This window comes from Catellatospora sp. KI3 (genome assembly GCF_029948125.1).
In the GTDB taxonomy this organism is placed as follows: domain Bacteria; phylum Actinomycetota; class Actinomycetes; order Mycobacteriales; family Micromonosporaceae; genus Catellatospora.
The window spans coordinates 57,912-74,264 of sequence record NZ_JASAMB010000020.1 but is presented as its reverse complement, the minus strand read 5'-3'; the positions used below and the strand labels follow the sequence as shown (position 1 = coordinate 74,264).

At 68.5% G+C, this 16,353-nt stretch carries 11 protein-coding genes and 1 tRNA gene; 6 read left to right on the top strand and 6 right to left on the bottom strand.

Going from position 1 to position 16,353, the window contains the following annotated elements; genetic code table 11:
• The first annotated feature begins 23 nt into the window (after nucleotides 1-23).
• Complete coding sequence (locus QEZ54_RS27515) at nucleotides 24-1,181, top strand: cellulose binding domain-containing protein (RefSeq protein ID WP_281307630.1); 1,158 nt, start codon at nucleotides 24-26, stop codon at nucleotides 1,179-1,181.
• A gap of 269 nt (nucleotides 1,182-1,450) precedes the next feature.
• Nucleotides 1,451-3,613 carry a hypothetical protein gene (locus QEZ54_RS27510; protein ID WP_281307629.1) on the top strand — a complete coding sequence of 721 codons (2,163 nt, stop codon included), beginning with the start codon at nucleotides 1,451-1,453 and terminating at the stop codon, nucleotides 3,611-3,613.
• 103 nt (nucleotides 3,614-3,716) lie between these two features.
• Here QEZ54_RS27510 and QEZ54_RS27505 read toward each other — a convergent pair.
• From QEZ54_RS27505 to QEZ54_RS27495, 3 genes are all read right to left on the bottom strand, one after another.
• Nucleotides 3,717-3,790, bottom strand: a tRNA-Met gene (locus tag QEZ54_RS27505).
• 45 nt (nucleotides 3,791-3,835) lie between these two features.
• A complete protein-coding gene (locus QEZ54_RS27500; RefSeq protein ID WP_281307628.1) occupies nucleotides 3,836-4,393 on the bottom strand; it encodes a dihydrofolate reductase family protein in 558 nt (185 codons plus the stop codon).
• A 74-nt stretch (nucleotides 4,394-4,467) separates the two neighbouring features.
• On the bottom strand, nucleotides 4,468-5,115 hold the full coding sequence (locus tag QEZ54_RS27495) for a class I SAM-dependent methyltransferase (RefSeq protein WP_281307627.1): 648 nt from the start codon (nucleotides 5,113-5,115) through the stop codon (nucleotides 4,468-4,470).
• Nucleotides 5,116-5,351: 236 nt separating this feature from the next.
• Here QEZ54_RS27495 and QEZ54_RS27490 point away from each other — a divergent pair, with 236 nt between their 5' ends.
• Entirely contained in the window at nucleotides 5,352-5,522 is a 171-nt protein-coding gene (locus QEZ54_RS27490; RefSeq protein WP_281307626.1) for a hypothetical protein, read from the top strand.
• 65 nt (nucleotides 5,523-5,587) lie between these two features.
• Here QEZ54_RS27490 and QEZ54_RS27485 read toward each other — a convergent pair whose 3' ends face one another.
• Nucleotides 5,588-6,547, bottom strand: a complete 960-nt coding sequence (locus QEZ54_RS27485) for an NAD(P)-dependent alcohol dehydrogenase (RefSeq protein WP_281307625.1) — start codon at nucleotides 6,545-6,547, stop codon at nucleotides 5,588-5,590.
• A gap of 187 nt (nucleotides 6,548-6,734) precedes the next feature.
• Here QEZ54_RS27485 and QEZ54_RS27480 point away from each other — a divergent pair, with 187 nt between their 5' ends.
• From QEZ54_RS27480 to QEZ54_RS27470, 3 genes are all read left to right on the top strand, one after another.
• Complete coding sequence (locus tag QEZ54_RS27480) at nucleotides 6,735-7,214, top strand: SigE family RNA polymerase sigma factor (RefSeq protein ID WP_281307624.1); 480 nt, start codon at nucleotides 6,735-6,737, stop codon at nucleotides 7,212-7,214.
• Complete coding sequence (locus QEZ54_RS27475; protein WP_281307623.1) at nucleotides 7,204-8,625, top strand: PQQ-binding-like beta-propeller repeat protein; 1,422 nt, start codon at nucleotides 7,204-7,206, stop codon at nucleotides 8,623-8,625. Before QEZ54_RS27480 ends, QEZ54_RS27475 begins: the two co-directional genes overlap by 11 nt.
• A 236-nt stretch (nucleotides 8,626-8,861) precedes the next feature.
• A complete protein-coding gene (locus tag QEZ54_RS27470) occupies nucleotides 8,862-11,210 on the top strand; it encodes a tetratricopeptide repeat protein (RefSeq protein ID WP_281307622.1) in 2,349 nt (782 codons plus the stop codon).
• A 68-nt stretch (nucleotides 11,211-11,278) separates the two neighbouring features.
• On the opposite strand, the gene QEZ54_RS27465 is transcribed toward QEZ54_RS27470, so the two are convergent.
• Nucleotides 11,279-14,656 carry a PIG-L family deacetylase gene (locus QEZ54_RS27465; protein ID WP_281307621.1) on the bottom strand — a complete coding sequence of 1,126 codons (3,378 nt, stop codon included), beginning with the start codon at nucleotides 14,654-14,656 and terminating at the stop codon, nucleotides 11,279-11,281.
• A 212-nt stretch (nucleotides 14,657-14,868) separates the two neighbouring features.
• Nucleotides 14,869-16,107 (bottom strand): malectin domain-containing carbohydrate-binding protein, encoded by a 1,239-nt coding sequence (locus QEZ54_RS27460; RefSeq protein WP_281307620.1) that lies wholly within the window; start codon nucleotides 16,105-16,107, stop codon nucleotides 14,869-14,871.
• Nucleotides 16,108-16,353 lie beyond the last annotated feature (246 nt).

The following is a 16,353-nucleotide window of genomic DNA, read 5'->3' as shown; positions in this document are numbered from 1 at the left end:
CCTGGCGACCGACTGGAGGAGTCATGCGGAAACGGACCTCAGCCATCGCAGCCGTAGCGGCGGCGACGATGGCCGCCCTGGGGACCGCGGTCGTCACCGGACTGCCCTCGTACGCGGCGGCCGGCTGCACCGTCACCTACAACGTCACCAACCAGTGGCCCGGCGGCTTCGGCGCCGACGTCACCGTCAAGAACCTCGGCGACCCCCTCAGCGGCTGGAACCTGGTCTGGTCCTACTCCGGCGGCCAGACCGTCGGCCAGCACTGGAACGCCACCATCACCCAGAGCGGGACGCAGGTCACCGCCGTCAACGTCGGCTACAACGGCTCGGTGGCGACCAACGGCACCGTCAACTTCGGCTTCAACGGGTCGTTCACCAGCAGCAACCCGGCCCCCACGAGCTTCCGCCTCAACGGCGTCACCTGCACCGGCGGCGTGAGCGGCTCGCCCAGCCCTACCCGCACCGCCGGACCGTCGCCGTCGCGCTCGATCTCGCCCAGCCCATCGCGCAGCAGCGGCACCCCCGGCGTACCGTCCGACGCCGTCTGGGTGGCCTCCGGGCAGTGGGACAACTGGGTCAACAGCGGGTACACCGTCTACAACAACATCTGGGGCTCCGGCGCGGGCAGCCAGACCATCTGGGCGCGCACGCCCACGAACTGGGGCGTCATCGCCAACCACCCGACGACGTCGGGCGTCAAGTCGTACCCGCACACGGTCAAGGGCACGGTCAACCGGACCGTCAGCTCGCTGGGCAGCATGACCAGCTCGTTCAACGTCAGCGTGCCCGGCAGCGGCAACTACGCCACCACGTACGACATCTGGGCCAACAACTGGGCCTACGAGATCATGCTGTGGATGAACTACAACGGCGCCGTCGGCCCGATCGCCGACCAGTACGACTCGAACGGTGCCGTGCCGGCGTTCCGCAACCTCAGCCTCGGCGGGCACACCTGGAACGTCTACCGGGGCAACAACGGGGCCAACGCGGTGTTCTCGTTCCTGCGCACCAGCAACACGAACTCGGGCACGGTCGACATCCGCGCCATCCTGAACTGGCTGCGCACCCAGAACTGGTGGGGTGACGTGACCGTCGGCGAGGCCCAGTTCGGCTTCGAGATCAGCGGCACGAACGGCTCGGCCGCCTTCACCGACAACAGCTTCGCCATCTCCTGGAGCTGACCTGAGACCGGGAGCCGACCCGGGTCGGCTCCCGGCAGTGGCATCGACCCGCGGGGGTCGAGTCGCTGCAGGACCCAGCGACCCGCATCAACCCACGGAACAGATCACGCCGTGATCCCTTTTCAAACCTCGGACCAGGGTGTCCAATGGAACAGAGGCGTCACTCCTCGACGTGGTCGCATCGAGCGTACGACGTAAGCCGTGAGCACCGTCTATCACACATGGGCTTGGCCGCAGCAACAGCGAATTGAGCAACCAAGAGGCATCCCATGAGCGCTCTATCTGTTTCGACGCACCCAGTGCTGGTCACTGGCGATCAAACCATCGATTGGGCAATCGTCCCGAAGAACGATTGCAATCTACAGAACACCGACGACCGCCCCCACACCAACGTCGACCTCTATTGGCACAAGGGTGGAATCTTTCAGCTTAAATCGATGATCAACGCTGCCATCAACGGCGGTAAGGCAGGTCGAGACCAGGTGCATTGCGCGCAAGAACCGGAACTGGCCACCGACTTGACCGCATACGGCAGCGGCTTCAACCACTCGATCTCAACAATGAGATCTTATTCATCCGATAAGAAAACAGTCTTCCGGCTAGCTGGACATGTCGGCTTTCGCCGCGCGGTCGACGACCCCGCCTCGGTTCGCAAAGACGCCACGCCCACCAACCGACCGACCCAACCGCCAAGAATCATCGTGATCGACGACGCCGACCTCGGCTTCAGAAGAAATCCGGCGAATTGGAGAGATGTACTGCTTCTCAGCGAGTATGCCGACGACCCGCCGTGGGTTCTTCTAAAGATGAGTTTCAACATAGTCGAAGGTGGACTTTGGGAAGAGATCAAAACGATACTGGCGAGCAACGGCAAGAGCGAGCACGCCTGGCTCAAAGAGCGCCTCATCATCCTGACCAGCGCTGCCAAGCTCAGGGACGCGAAGGCTGAAATCAGCAGGAACCTCTCCTGGGAACGTTCAGCGTACGACACGATCACAGAAGTCGAACTTCGTCATGAACTCAAGGATCTGACCCTGTGCCCCAAACTGGTCGTTTCCTTCGGACCTTCCGGCGCGCTCCTGCTCCAGGACAGACTCACACAGTGGCAATTGATCCACAGGTCGAGCCTCATGGAAGGCGAATGGCGCACTCAGCACGACAAGGGGATGATGTTCGGGTACGGAGGAGCCCTCTGCGCCTGCCTTGTCCGAGAATTGTCCCGCAATTTCGACGCCCCTCGTTTCGCCGACGCCGTCAAAAGCGGTCTCGTAGCCATGCAGAGGTTGTATGACACCGGGTTCGACGTCAACGAGGGCGAGAAAACGTTCAACTTCTTCCCGAGCATCTTTAGACATGGGAGCCACAATCTCTTTGATGACATCAAAATCCCTGATCCCAGTCGCCCAACCCCCGACCACAATCGCGTGAAGTGCCCGCCGCTATACGAGATGTCAGCCATCGATGACTCTGTCCTCATGCAGATCGCCCGCAGCGGCAAGAGGGCCGTCAGCGCTCGGCTGCCCGATGTCCCGCTGGCCAAGTTCGGCAAGCTCATCACGGTGGATCGCGAGGAGATCGAAGGTCTGCACGCGATCGACAACCTCGTCCAGAACCACCTTGACAACGATCTCCATCACGGAGCCAAACCCCTGGCCATCGCCGTGTTCGGATGCCCTGGCTCCGGGAAGGGCTTCGCAGTGGAGGAACTCTTCAGGAGATGGAGCGAAGAAAAGCGAATCGCATCGCACACGTTCAATCTGTCACAGATGTCATCACCCGACGATCTCATCGGAGCTCTCCATCAGATCCGCGATATAGCACTATCCGGAGTTGTTCCCGTGGCGCTGTGGGATGAGTTCGACTCTCCGATGGGGACCAAGCGCCTCGGCTGGCTCCGCTACTTCCTCGCGCCCATACAGGACGGAAACTTCAATCAGGGAGAAACAGTGCATCGCCTGGGCCCAGCGGTGTTCGTCTTCATCGGCGGGACGTCCAAGACCTTCGCCGATTTCAAGAAGAAGGCACACAAAGCCGCCCCCGAATACAAGGCGGTCGACTTCATCAGCCGCATCCGAGGGTACATCGACATCGCTAGCGTCGACTCCGCCGACGGTTCATTGGAGCCCGCGATCAAGCTGCGACGGGCGCTGACCCTCCATGCTCTCTTCGAGAAATACCATGTCGCCAAGACGAAAGACAGTTTCGACGTCGACGACGGAGTACTCGCAGCCTTCTTGACGGTGGCCCGCTTCGAACACGGGGTCCGCTCTATGGACGCGATCATCCAGATGAGCACGCGCGGACTGGAACGAGCCTTGAACCGATCGTCGCTGCCGAGCCAAGAGCAGATCAACTTGCACGTCAACGGTCGACTGTTCTTTGAGGCCATGCGCAAGCATCAGAACGTACGTTCTGGCAAGGCAGCCGTTTGAAGCCAGGCCGTCAGACCGATGGCTGACGATGCTTCCCGCGACGATGATGCTCCCCAATAGTCAGAAGCCCGGCTCCGCGTGCGGAACCAGGCTTCTCTTTCAGTAGCGGGGACAGGATTTGAACCTGCGACCTCTGGGTTATGAGCCCAGCGAGCTACCGAGCTGCTCCACCCCGCGTCGGCTCCGTAAGCCTACGCCATCGGCTCCGGCGGAGCGAATCGATTACCGCAGCGGGCGGTAGCGGACGTTCACCACGGCGGTCGGATCCTCCGCGCCCACCCGGTGGAGCCGGATCGGCGCCCCGGCTGGGTTGTCGTACAGCCGGACGCCCGCGCCGAGCAGGACCGGGGCGACGTGCAGGTCGATCTCGTCGACCAGTCCGAGTTCCAGCAGCTGGCGGCCGATCGACGGGGAGAACACCTCCAGGTTCTTCCCGCCCGCGGCGGCCAGGCCGATGCGTACCGCCTCGACCGGCCCGCAGTCGAGGAACGTCACTCCCTCGGTGGGTGTCGCGTCCTCAGGGCGGTGCGTGAGCACGAACAGCGGGCCGGACCAGGCCCCGCCGTAGATGCCGCGCGGGTCCGGGTAGGCGTCCCAGCCGTCACGGCCGCCGAGCACGGCACCGGTCGTCCGCGCGTACTGCTCGATCAGGCCCGGCTGCATGGTGGCGGCCGCCATCCAGTCCATCGCGTGGTCCGGCCCCGCGACGAAGCCGTCCAGGGACATCGTGAAGTGCCATAGCACCTTGCCGTTCGCGGTCTGCGGTTCAAACTCGCCCATACCGCCGATCCTCGCCCCTGGCACCGACACTTCCGCCGATGCGACTCGCCGGTCGGCCGGCCTTGGGCACCGGATCAGGCGTGCTGGCGGCGGGCGATGACGATCGCGCTCTGGGCGCCGCTGTCCACGTCGAGCAGTAACTGGGCCTCCACGGTGAAGCCCGCCTCGCGCAGCCAGGTCGCGACCCGATCGGGCCGGCGGCGGTGGACGTACACCTTCATCGGGTGGCCGCCGTAGCCCTCGGTCTTCAGCCGGGACGTGTCCCCCACGTGGAAGCCGAGCAGCAGTGGACCACCCGGGCGAAGCACCCGCCGGAACTGCGCGAACACCCCGGGCACCACATCGTCGGGCACATGGATCAGCGACCAGGACGCGAGCAGGCCGGCGACTGACTCGTCCGGCAGGTCGAGATCGGTCATCGAACCGACCTCGAAGCGGGGTCCCGGATTGTCGCGGCGGGCGATCTCGATCATCGCCGGGGACAGGTCGATGCCGATCATGTCGAGGCCGAGGTCGTACAGGTGGGCGGTCACGTTCCCCGGCCCGCAGCCCACGTCGGCCACGATTCCGCCACCGGCGTCGCGCACGAGTTCGGCGAACAGCGCCAGCGCCGACCTCAGGTAGGGCGCCGCCGCCAGCGCGGTGTGGACGAAGTCGGCGTAGCTCTGCGCGACGGTGTCGTACGAGGTCCGAGTGTCGGTCAGCCAGTCGTCGGCGCTCATGGTCGGCCAGGCTAGCCGACCCGGAGCCGGGCTCCGCGACACCCGAGAACCAGCCGCAGGGAGGCGGGCGGATCCTGCTGACCGACGAGTCGATCCCCAGCCTCGCCAAGTACGACTTCAACGACGTCATCTCCTCGGTCGCCGTACGGGTCGGCCAGGACACCGGAATCGCCCTGTGGAGCGCCTCCTACTACGACGGTACCGAGTTCCCGCTGACGAACTGGCGATACCCGTCGATGAAGAATTGGAGCAAGGTGCCCGGCACGACAGGCTTCCAGGAGAACGACTCGATCTCGTCAGTCGAGTTCGTGGCCCTCTCCATCCGATCGCACCTGTTCCGCGTGCGCAACGACCGAGACGGCCCGGACGCATACGAGTTCACGCCCGGCGAGAACTGGCGCCCCTGAGGTCCCACCGAACAGCCCCGAGTGGGCCGTGCCGGAGCCGTCGCCTCCAGCGCGGGCCACTCGTCCTAGACCGTCACCACCACGTTGCCCCGCTTGCGGCCGGTGTCGACGTACCGGTGGGCCTCGACGATCTCATCCAGGCGGTACGTGCGGTCGATGACGATCCGCAGCCCGCCCGCCTCGATCAGGTCCCGCAGGAACGGCAGCGCCCGGGTCTTGTCCGCCGACATCCCGCACCTGACCCTCGGCGCGCCGGTCACCGCCGCCATCACCGCGTACCAGTAATTGACCAGCCCGGTGGTAGGCAGGTAGCAACCCGACCGGTGCAGCACCCGGCGTGCCGCCGGATAGCCGAGCTTGCCGACCGTGTCGAACACGACGTCATAGCGTCCGCCCCGACCGGTCACCTCCTCACGGGTGTAGTCGACCACGTCGTCCGCGCCCAGCGACCGGACCAAGTCGGCGTTCGCTCCGCTGCACACGCCGGTCACGTGGGCGCCGAAATGCTTGGCCAGCTGCACCGCGTACATCCCGATGCTGCCCGAGGCCCCCACGACGAGCACCCGCTGCCCGGAGCGCACCCCGGCCCGGTCGCGCAGGAAGTACAGCGCCGTCGACGCCCCGTCCACCACCGCCGCAGCCTCCTCGAAGCTCAACCCGGCGGGCATCGCGCCCAGCGACGCGGCCTGCGGCAGGCACCGGTACTCCGCGTTCGCCCCCAGCTTGAACCCGGTGAACCCGAAGACCCGGTCGCCCGGCACGAACCGGGTGACACCTGCACCCACGGCCTCGATCTCACCGGCGAACTCAAGCCCGAGGGTCCGCATCGCGCGGCGAGGGCCGGTGAAGCCGAGGATCACCCGCCCCCACATGGGCCTGCCCTGCCGCATCCCGGTCTCGGCCGACGTCACCGTCGTGGCACGGATCCGGATCAGGACCTCACCGTCCGACGGCGACGGTCTGGGCACCTCGCGCAGGCCCAGCACCTCCGGCGGACCGAACCTGGTGAACACGACCGCTCTCATGACCCACCACATTGGCAGCCACGGACCGCGGCCCGCCTCGGGATCTGCCCGGAGCCTGGACCCGTAGCGCACCCTGAGCCCGGCGGCGCCCGCCGTCCGGCCGTCTCGGGGAACCCGGCCTCCGCCGCGCGGATCGTGCCTGGTGGAATGGGTGCAACCTGGCGCGGCGGCGCCCCGTGTCCTGTAGGTGACAGTGTCAGACTTCGAGGCGTTCTACCGGGGCACCGCCCCCAGGCTGATGCGCTTGGCCTACGGCCTCACCGGTGGTCTCGCCGAAGCGCAGGACTTCACCCAGGAGGCGTACGCCCGCGCGTGGCAGCGCTGGCCCACCCTGCAGCGCTACGACAACCCCGAGGCGTGGCTGCGGCTGGTGGTGACCCGGCTGGCCACGGACTGGTGGCGGCGGCTGCGCGTACGCAGGGCGGCGCAGCCGCCCGAACCCGACGTGGTGCCACCACCGGACGAGGAGCTGATGAGCCTCGTCGCGGCGCTGCGTACGCTGCCCGTCGACCAGCGCAGGGCACTGGCGCTGCACTACCTGCTGGACCAGTCGGTGGCCGACATCGCCGCCGAGATGTCCGTATCGGTCAACACGGTGAAGTCCTGGCTCGCCCGCGGTCGAGCCAGCCTGGCCGCAGCTCTGGGAGATCGCAGCCATGTCAATTGATCTGGACCGGCTCTACGCCAAGCTGGCCGACCGGGCCGACACGCTGCAGCCCCCCACCCTCGACGGCATCCGCCACCGGGCCCGGCAGCGCCGCCGCGGCAACGCGCTCACGCTGGTCGCCGCCTGCCTCGCCGTCCTGGGCACGGCCCTGGGCATGCGCCTGCTGCTGGCCCCGTCCGCGCAGGTCGAGCCGCTGCGACCGGTGCCCCCGGCCGACTCCCCCTTCATCCCGTTCGACGGTGCCGCCCCGCCGGTGCTGCGGTACGACTCCCCCACCCGGTTCGCGCTCAGCGCGACCGTCGGCGACCGCTCCTTCGCGATGTGGATGGCCGAGGACGCCACCGAGTGGGTCGGCGGGGTCGATCTGACGACCGGCCGGGCGCTGTGGCCGCCGCTGTCGCTGGGCAAGTTCGGCGACACCAACGGCATGCAGGTGTCGGCCGGGGCCATCCTGCTGCTCACCGAGCAGGGCTTCGGCAATCCGCTGGTCAAGGACGGCAGCGACACCGTCGTCGCGGTCGACCCGGACACCGGGAAGATCGCCTGGACGCTGCCGTACAACTTCAACGACTGCGAGTGGGCGCTGTTCGACGACGTGATCGTCCTCGGCTGCCAGGAGAAGCACACCGTGCAGGCCCTCGATCTGCGTACCGGCAAAGCCCGCTGGACCAGCGAGGTCGGAGCCGTGCAGGGCGGCATCAACCCGGTCCGGAAGCTGGCGGAGTACTACCCGGTCCATGGCTGGTCTGACGGACCTACCGCCGGCGGCAAGGTCGTGCTGCACCTCACCGACGGGAGGGTGCAGGTGCGCGACGCCGCCACCGGCACCGTCGCCAAGGAGCTGACGATGCCGGTGCTGCCGAGCGACCTGCGCCGTCAGGAGTTCGCGGTCGACGGCTGGCTGTACCAGTTCGTCGCGGGAACGTTCAACCGGATGCCGCTGGACGGATCGGCCGCGCCGGTCGGCGGCACCCTAGCCGCCGGTGCTTCGCAGCTGCACCCGTGCGCGGTGGCCGGGCGGTTCTGCAACGCGGTGAGCCAGGGCACCGAGAGTGCCGTCGTGACCATGGTGGACGCCGTCGCCGGGCAGACGGTGTGGCGGGTCGAGGTTCCCACCCAGGCAGACGACGTGATCCCATCAGCCCACGGGCTGCTGGTCAGTGGGCAGAATACGACGGTGCTCGGTATGGACGGGAGCACGCTGTCCGAGATCGAGGGCAGCGCCATGTGGATGGAGTCGGGCGATCTCCTCGTCTTCGACCAGCGGAACGTGTCCGGCTTTCACCTGGCCACGCGAGAGTCGCTCAAGCTGGCGGAACTCTCCTCTCCCGCTCGATTCTGCTCCTGGAGCAGCACGATGCTGACCTGTCCCACAGCGGAGGGCATCGCCGTCTACCGCTACTCCCGCTGACCGTGTGACCGCTGCCGCGTTCTCGGGGGGAGTGCTCGAATCCAGACCCGGATCCTTGCACTTTCCCCGAAACGAGGCACGGCCACCACCTGCGACGACAAGAGGTGAAACATCCATTCAGCGGGGTCCGCGTATGGCTATTCAATGCGCGTCCGGTGCCAGTGACGTATTTCCGATCCAGCGCCGCGACATCGTCAGCGATGACATTCATTGTCCCGGCTGGGTATGGTGGACCCGTGGTCGCACGCCGCGCGGATGGGGATAGGCCCACGGGGTACGGACGGTCGCTGCTGGAGTTGTTGGCCGAACTACGATTACGCGCCGGTTCACCGACGTTTCGCGCGATGGCCGCGCGGATTCCGTCAGCCGGGGGGCGAAAGACCTCCGCGGGCTATATCAGCGAGGTGTACAAAGGCAGTCGCGTACCCAGCGGTGACATGGCAGCCGCGCTGGTCCGCGCCTGCGGTGGAACGCGCGACGATCAGACGAGGGCCCGGCGTTACGCCGAGGAGGCGGCGACGGACCGGGCCGCAGCCCGGTCCCGCCACAGCGGACAGCAGCCGAGGCCGGAGGCGCCGTCCACGCCGGCGGGCCACATACCTCGCCAGCTGCCCCCGGTTCCGGACGGGTTCACCGGACGCGGCGAGCAGTTGGCGCTGCTGGCCGCGTACACGGAGCAGCCCCGGGCGGTGGGGGCGACCCCGGTCGTGGTCATGGAGGGCATGCCCGGGGTCGGGAAGACCACATTGGCGACGCTGCTCGGCCACCGGCTGGTCGAGCAGTTCCCGGACGGCCAGCTCTTCCTGGACCTCCATGGCTATGACCGCACCGAAGGGCCGATGGACACCGACGAGGCCGCCACCGCGCTGCTCGAAGGACTCAACGTCATGGCGGGGGCACTGCCGAAGACCACCCCGGCACGCCTCGGCCTGCTCAGAACGCTGCTGGCCCAGCGCAGAATGATCATCCTGCTCGACAACGCGCGCACGGCCCAGCAGGTCCGCCCCCTGATTCCCGGCACGTCCGCCTGCTTCGTCGTGGTCACCAGCCGCAATCAGCTCACCGGCCTGCACACCACGATCCAGGCACTGCGCCTGAACCTGTCCCCTTTGACAACCGAAGACGGGCTCTCGCTACTGACCGCACGGCTGGGCACCGGCGCCGTCCAGGCGGACCCCTCCGCCGCCCTCGACCTCGTCGACCTCTGCGGAGGACTCCCCCTCGCCCTGTCCGTCGTCGCCGCCCGAGCCGCCCACGACCCCGCTGCCACCCTGACCTCCCAACGCGACCAGCTCCGACGGCGCCGGCTCGACATGTTCGGCCCCCACGACGACCAGTTCGATCCCCGCTCCGTGTTCACCCTGTCGTACGAGGCGCTCAGCGACTCGGACCGAATCCTGTTCCGGCTCCTCGGCGCCCATCCCGGGCCGGAGATCACCGTCCCCGCGACCGCAGACCTCGCCGACACCTCACCCGAAGAGGCCGCGGCAGCACTGCACCGCCTGGCTCAGGCGAATCTCCTCCTGCACCGCTGGGGCGACCGGTACGCGCTGCACGACCTCATCCGGCTCTACGCCGAGGAACTGGCCGCCGCCGACCCACCTCGGTCCCATGACGCCCGGATCCGCATGTTCGAGCACTACCTGACGACCGCCATCGCCGCCGCCCTGAAGATCAACCCGACCATGCGGGTCGAGCGCAAGAACAGCGTGAGCGGAGTGCGCCCGCAGGAGATGCCCACCGTCACCGACGCCAACCGATGGGTCGACGCCGAACTGCCCGTGCTCGCCCGGCTGATCCGGGCAGCGGCGACCAGCGGCTTCGACGCCTATGCCCCGGAACTGACCTATGTCATCGCGCTGCACCTCGACAAGCGGGGGCTTTGGCGGGAGAACGTCGCGTTGCACGAGGTCGCCCTGGCCGCCGCCCAGCGGACCGGGAACGCTCGGACCGTGGCCCGGGTGCACGGCGGCGCGGCGCGGGCCCGGATCCAGCTCACCCAATATGACCAGGCGTACGCGCATCTGCAGGAGGCCGTCCGGCTCTACCGCGACGCGGGCGACCAGCTCGGCGAAGGTCGCAGCCTGATGGGACTGGCACGGGCCAAAGCCCACGCCGACCGCAGCGAGGACGCGCTCAGGCACGCCCATGAGGCACTGACGGTGTACCAGGCCGCCGGGAACAAGGGCGGCGAAGCGGATGCGCTGAACGCAGTCGGTTGGCACAGCTCGCAGCTGGGTCGTTACACGGACGGTCTGACGTACTGCCGTGCGGCCCTGGTCCTCCAGCAGGCGATGCGGGTGCCGTTGGGCGAGGGTGACGCGTGGGACAGCATCGGGTTCGCGCACCTGCATCTGGGCGACGCCGACCGGGCGATCGAGTGCTTCCAGCACGCGATGCGGATCTGGCGGGAGCACGGCCATCCGTACTACGAGGCGGACACGCTGATGCACATCGGCGACGCCCACCTGGCGGCGGGCCGCACCGAGGCCGCCGGCATGGCGTGGCGGCGGGCGCTGACCATCTTCGACGAGCTGCAGCATCCGCACGGTGATCGGGTACGGGACCGGTTGGCCGGGTTGTGACCGGGGCGGATCCCGCCGCGGACGTGCCGGTGGGAGCGGCTGGCCCGTCCCCACCGGCGCGGTGATCCCTACCCGGTCAGACCGCCCGCCGAGACAGGCGCCGGATTACCGGGGGTGTTTGGTGCCCACTGGACGGTCCACGCATTGGTGGGCCGGCCCTCCTGGACGAGGAACGTGCCCGCGGTGAGCACTCCGACGCGGTAGGGGGACAGCACCACAGCGTCGGCGGCGGTATGGATGACGGTCTCCGACGCGGTCAGACCGCCTTCGCGCAGAGTCGCGGTACGTCCGGTGGTGACCAGGGCGAGGCGCTGTCCGGCGGCGGCGACGGACCGGACGCCGGTGCCGACAGCGGTGAAGGGCGCGCTGGTGGCCCCTTCGTTGGCGAAGGCACGGCCCTGGTTGTCGACGATGATCACGCGGTTGGGGGTGATCGTCCCGGCGACGAAGGTGCCGGTGTAGTCGACCAGGGGCGCGTCGATGGCTCCCTCGCGGACGTAGTAGTGGCCGTTGCCCGACAGCACGCCGATCCGGTTGCCCGCGACGGAGCCCGCGGTGACGCCGTAGCCGACGTCGGTCCAGCCGCCGTAGTCCAGCGGACCGGCTTCGACGTAGTAGTGGCCGTTGCCGGACAGTACGCCGATCCGGTTGCCGGACGCGCTCACCGACACCACGTTGTAACCGATCTTGACCCAGCCCGCGTTGAGGGCACCGTCCTTGGCCCACAGGTCCCGGTTGGCGTCGATGACGACGATCCGGTCACCGGCGATCGCGCCCGCGATCGCCGGCGCGAACTCGTCGACCCAGCCGGCACCGAGCGAGCCCTCCTTGACGTAGTAGTGGTCGCCGACGAGGACCCCGATCCGCTGGGGCGCGGCGAACGAGGTGGCCCGGCCGAACTCGGTCACTACCGCGTAACCGCCGTCGGAACGGCCGCTGATGCCCACGACCCGCCCGGAGGAGCCGGTGGCGCCGAGGCTGCCGTAGAACGGCGCGTCGAAGGCGAACACTCCGCCGTCACCGCCCACCAGCCAGTACCCCTGCCCGTTCGGGCGGGCCAGGATTCCGGTGATCGGGGCGTTGAGCGGTCGGCCGCCCATGGAACCGTGGAACCCGGCGTTGCCGAAGGCGAAGATGCCGCCGTCGGCGCCGACCAGCCAGTAGCCGTTGCCAGAGGGGGTGGCGGCGATGCCCACCACCGGGGCGTTGAGAGGACGGCCGCCCATCGAGCCGGCGAACCCGGCGTCGCCGTAGGCGAACACACCGCCGTCGGCACCGACGAGCCAGTACCCCCGGCCGGTACGGGTCGCCGAGATCCCCACGACCGGTGCGTTGAGCGGCTGCCCGGCCTTCGAGCCGTAGAACTGGGCATCGCCATAGGAGAAGACACCACCGTCGGCACCGACGAGCCAATACCCGCGACCGGACGGGGTGGCGGCGATACCGGCGATCGGCCGGTTGAGCGGCTGACCGGCCATGGAGCCGTAGAGGGCGACCTCACCGTCGACCACGATGACCTTCCCGTCGGCGGTGGCCGCCCAGGTGCCGAGCGGTGTACCGGCGGTGCCGACGACCTGCTGGACCGCGCGGATCGGGGTGACCGTCCCGGCGGAGGACGCGAGGCGGTACCCCTCGGCCTCGTCGCGGGTGATGGCTATGACACGACCGCCTGCGGTGACCCGACCGAGGTAAGGGGCGTTGTACGCGAACACGCCGCCGTCCGCGCCGACGAGCCAGTACCCGTGACCGTCCGAGCGGGCGAGGATCCCGGTGACGGGCGCGTTGAGCGGTCGACCGCCCATCGAGCCGTGGAACTGGGCGTCACCATAGGCGAATACGCCACCGTCGGCGCCGGCGAGCCAGTAGCCACGGCCGCTGGGCGTGCCGGTGATGCCGACGACCGGGGCGTTGAGCGGCTGCCCGCCCATCGAGCCGACGAACGGCGCATCGCCGTAGGCGAAGACGCCGCCGTCTGCCGCGACAAGCCAGTAGCCGTGCCCGGACCCGGTCGCGGCGATGCCGACCACCGGCGCGTTGAGCGGCTGCCCGGCCTTCGAGCCGTAGAACTGCGCGTCGCCGTAGGCGAAGACACCGCCGTCACGGGCGGCGAGCCAGTAACCGCGGCCGGTGGGGCTGGCCGCGATGCCGGACACGGGTGCGCTGAGCGGCTGCCCGGCCTTCGAACCGTAGAACTGGGCCCCGCCCGCGGCGAAGACGCCGCCGTCCGTGGCGGTCAGCCAGTAGCCGCCGGTCGGTGCCGCGGCGATGCCGACGAACGGCTTCACCCGGTACGTGAAGGAGAATTCGGCGCCGGTGAACCAGGTGACGCCCTCCGCGATGAGGTTGAACCGCTCGGTGCCGGAAGTGTCGGCGTCGGGGGCGGCGATCGGAAAGGAAAGAGTCACCGACTGGCCGGGCGCGACGGTGCCCGGGACGGTGACAGGCCTGGTCGAACTCTGCCAACCGCTGGTGGCGAGGGGACTGGTGCGGTCGTTCGGGCTGCTGGTGCCCAGTCGGATCGGATGCGTGCCGGTGCTGCTCCAGGTCTCGGTGCCGGTGTTGGTGGCACGCAGGGACACGGTGGCGGTCTGACCGGGGCGCAGGTTGGCCAGGTCGACCGGGTTGCCGGCCGGGTCGGTGTACGCCGGGGCGCCCACGGTCCAGGAGTACGGCGGTGGCAGGCGGTACTGGCGCAGCAGCCACTCGTCGTACCCCTTCCCGACGCAGTCGGCGTCGTCGGCGCAGGTGTTCTCGTCGTGCGCGGCGTACGCGTAGAAGACGGCCTTCTTCGTGGCCAGCGCGGCTCCGGTGACGTTGGCCGGGTCGGCGCTGACGGGATAGCCCCGGTAACCGGTGGTGGTGTGCGGCGTGGTCATCAGCCGCTGGGCCTCGTACCCGAAACGCGCTCCGGCCCGGTGGTCGTGATGGTCGTCGGCGCCGTCCTGCCCGACCGGGCCGACGGCTCCGAGATAGTCCTGCAGGCGGACCCGGCGAGCGCCGAAGTCGTCCAGCATGGTGCGCAGGACGTTGAGCAGTTCGGTTCTCGTGAAGGTCGCGCCGTTGTCGACGGCGGTGGCCGACCCGATGCTCTGCTCCCAGAGCTTCTGCAGACTCTGGTGCTGGTAGGTGCTCGTGCCCGAGCCGTCGATGCCGTCGGGCAGGCGGACGAAGACGAGACTGACGGCGGTGTCCGCGACGAGCGTGGACAGGCGTACCCGCTTGCCGGCGACGGTCATGTCGGTGTTGGTCCAGGCGTCGGCGACCTGCCGCATGGTGGCATAGGCGGCTTTGGCGCCCGCCTCCCGGCGCAGCCAGTAGTCACTGCCGCCGCCCGCGTCGCCCGCGGTCAGGAAGACCGTACGGACGCAGGCGCTGCCGTCGGTGTCAGCGAGCAGGTCGGGGTTCATGAAGATGATGTCGTCGTCCTCGTGGGCGACGATGTTCATGACGCGGTTGGTGCCGCATGATCCGGCGTGAGCGGCAGTCGCGGGGACGGCAGCCAGTCCGGCTGCGGCGAGAACGATGGCCAGCCATCTGGCTGTGGACCGTTTGATGTGCACGGGTTCTCCCGGTGAGGTGAGGGCAGGACGCGAGGCGGCACCCGTCGATCGGATGCGCGGAGGAGCCGGGGCGCCCGGTCGGGGCGCCCCGGTCGTGCTCAGGCCTTGGCGTAGACCACGACCCAGTCGACGAGGACGTCGCCGGTGGAGCTGTCCGGGGTGGTGCAGGAGCCGAGGCAGGTCTCGGTCTGGAGCATGTAGTGCATCGGCTTGCTGGGGACCTTGGTGGTGGACGTACCCACGACCACGTCGTCGAGCAGGAAGGTGACCTTGCCGGGTGACCATTCGGTGGTCGCGGTGTGCCAGCTGGTGTAGGTGGCGCTGGTGGAGTAGCCGTTCTGCCCGCCGGCGGGATCGGCGAAGTGCATGAAGGCGCTGATGGTGCCGTTGAGGTTGCCCTCAGGGAAGTCGATCTCTCCGTCGCCGGGCCACACCTCGCTGTCGGGCCACAGCAGCCACGCGGTCTTGTATCCAGCGATGGAGTCGGCCTTAAACCGTACGGAGTAGCGGCCGTAGGTCTGGCCGTTGCTCAGTCCGGGCAGCTTCGGAATGGGGTTGGCCACCATGTGCACCCCGTTCTCGGTGTGCAGGTGCATCTTGAGGACGCCGTCGGCCACGCTGAGTACCTTCGACGGGTAGTACGTGCCGTGGTGGGAGGTGTCCGACCAGCCGTCGGGGTAGACACGCCAGGTGCCGTTGTAGGCGGTGCCGGGGAAGCTGCCCACTGCGGCGGGGGTGGCGAAGTTGTCCGCGAAGATCTGGCGCCAGCCGGCCAGGTCGCCGACGGGCATCGCCTCCGCCGACGGCGTGGTGTCCGACAGCAGCTCGATTCCCGTGACACTGGCGGAGTTGGCGCTGGCGGTGAATCGCAGCGACAGGACACCGCTGGTGACGGTGACCGTGGCGGCTTTCACGACGGCGCGGTAGTTGCCGACGTTGGCGGCGATGTTGTAGTTCGTGAGCACGGGGCTGCCGTTGGCGGTGACGCTGAAGATCCGCGTACCCGATGCCGGGTTCAACTCCGCCAGCAGCAGCTGCAGGGTGTAGGTGCCGTTGGCGGCGGGGATGTCGTAGCCGGTCATACCCCAGCGTTCGGACTGGAAGAGGGCCTGGTCGGCGGTTCCGGCGATGGTGTTGGTGACAGTGTGGGACGCGCCGCCGACGGCGTACTCGTCGGCGCGCCAGAGCCGGCCGATGGAGTCGGTGACGGCGGGGCCACCCGCGTTCATCCGGTAGACGCTGGTGGTGGTCGCGGCGACCGGCCGCAGGTCGGGCGTCGACTGCGGGACGGCAGCGGGCGCGCCCGCGACGGCGAGGGCCGTGAGGACGGCGACCACGCTGATCGCGGTAGGGCGTACTCGGCGGGGTGGTGCTAGGACTCTCATGGGTTCTCCCCTCTTCGCGGCCCGAAGGGCGAGCCGCGGTTCCAGGACCGCCTTGCCTGGGTTGTGTCCAGGCTGTGGTCCGGGCGAGGAGATCTGCGCGAAGAGCGAACAGCAGCTCCAGAGGATGCCAGTTGAGCTGCGACGATCTCCGATGCGGCAGTGGCGTTCGGCGAACGCGGCGAACGCGGCACGACCGTC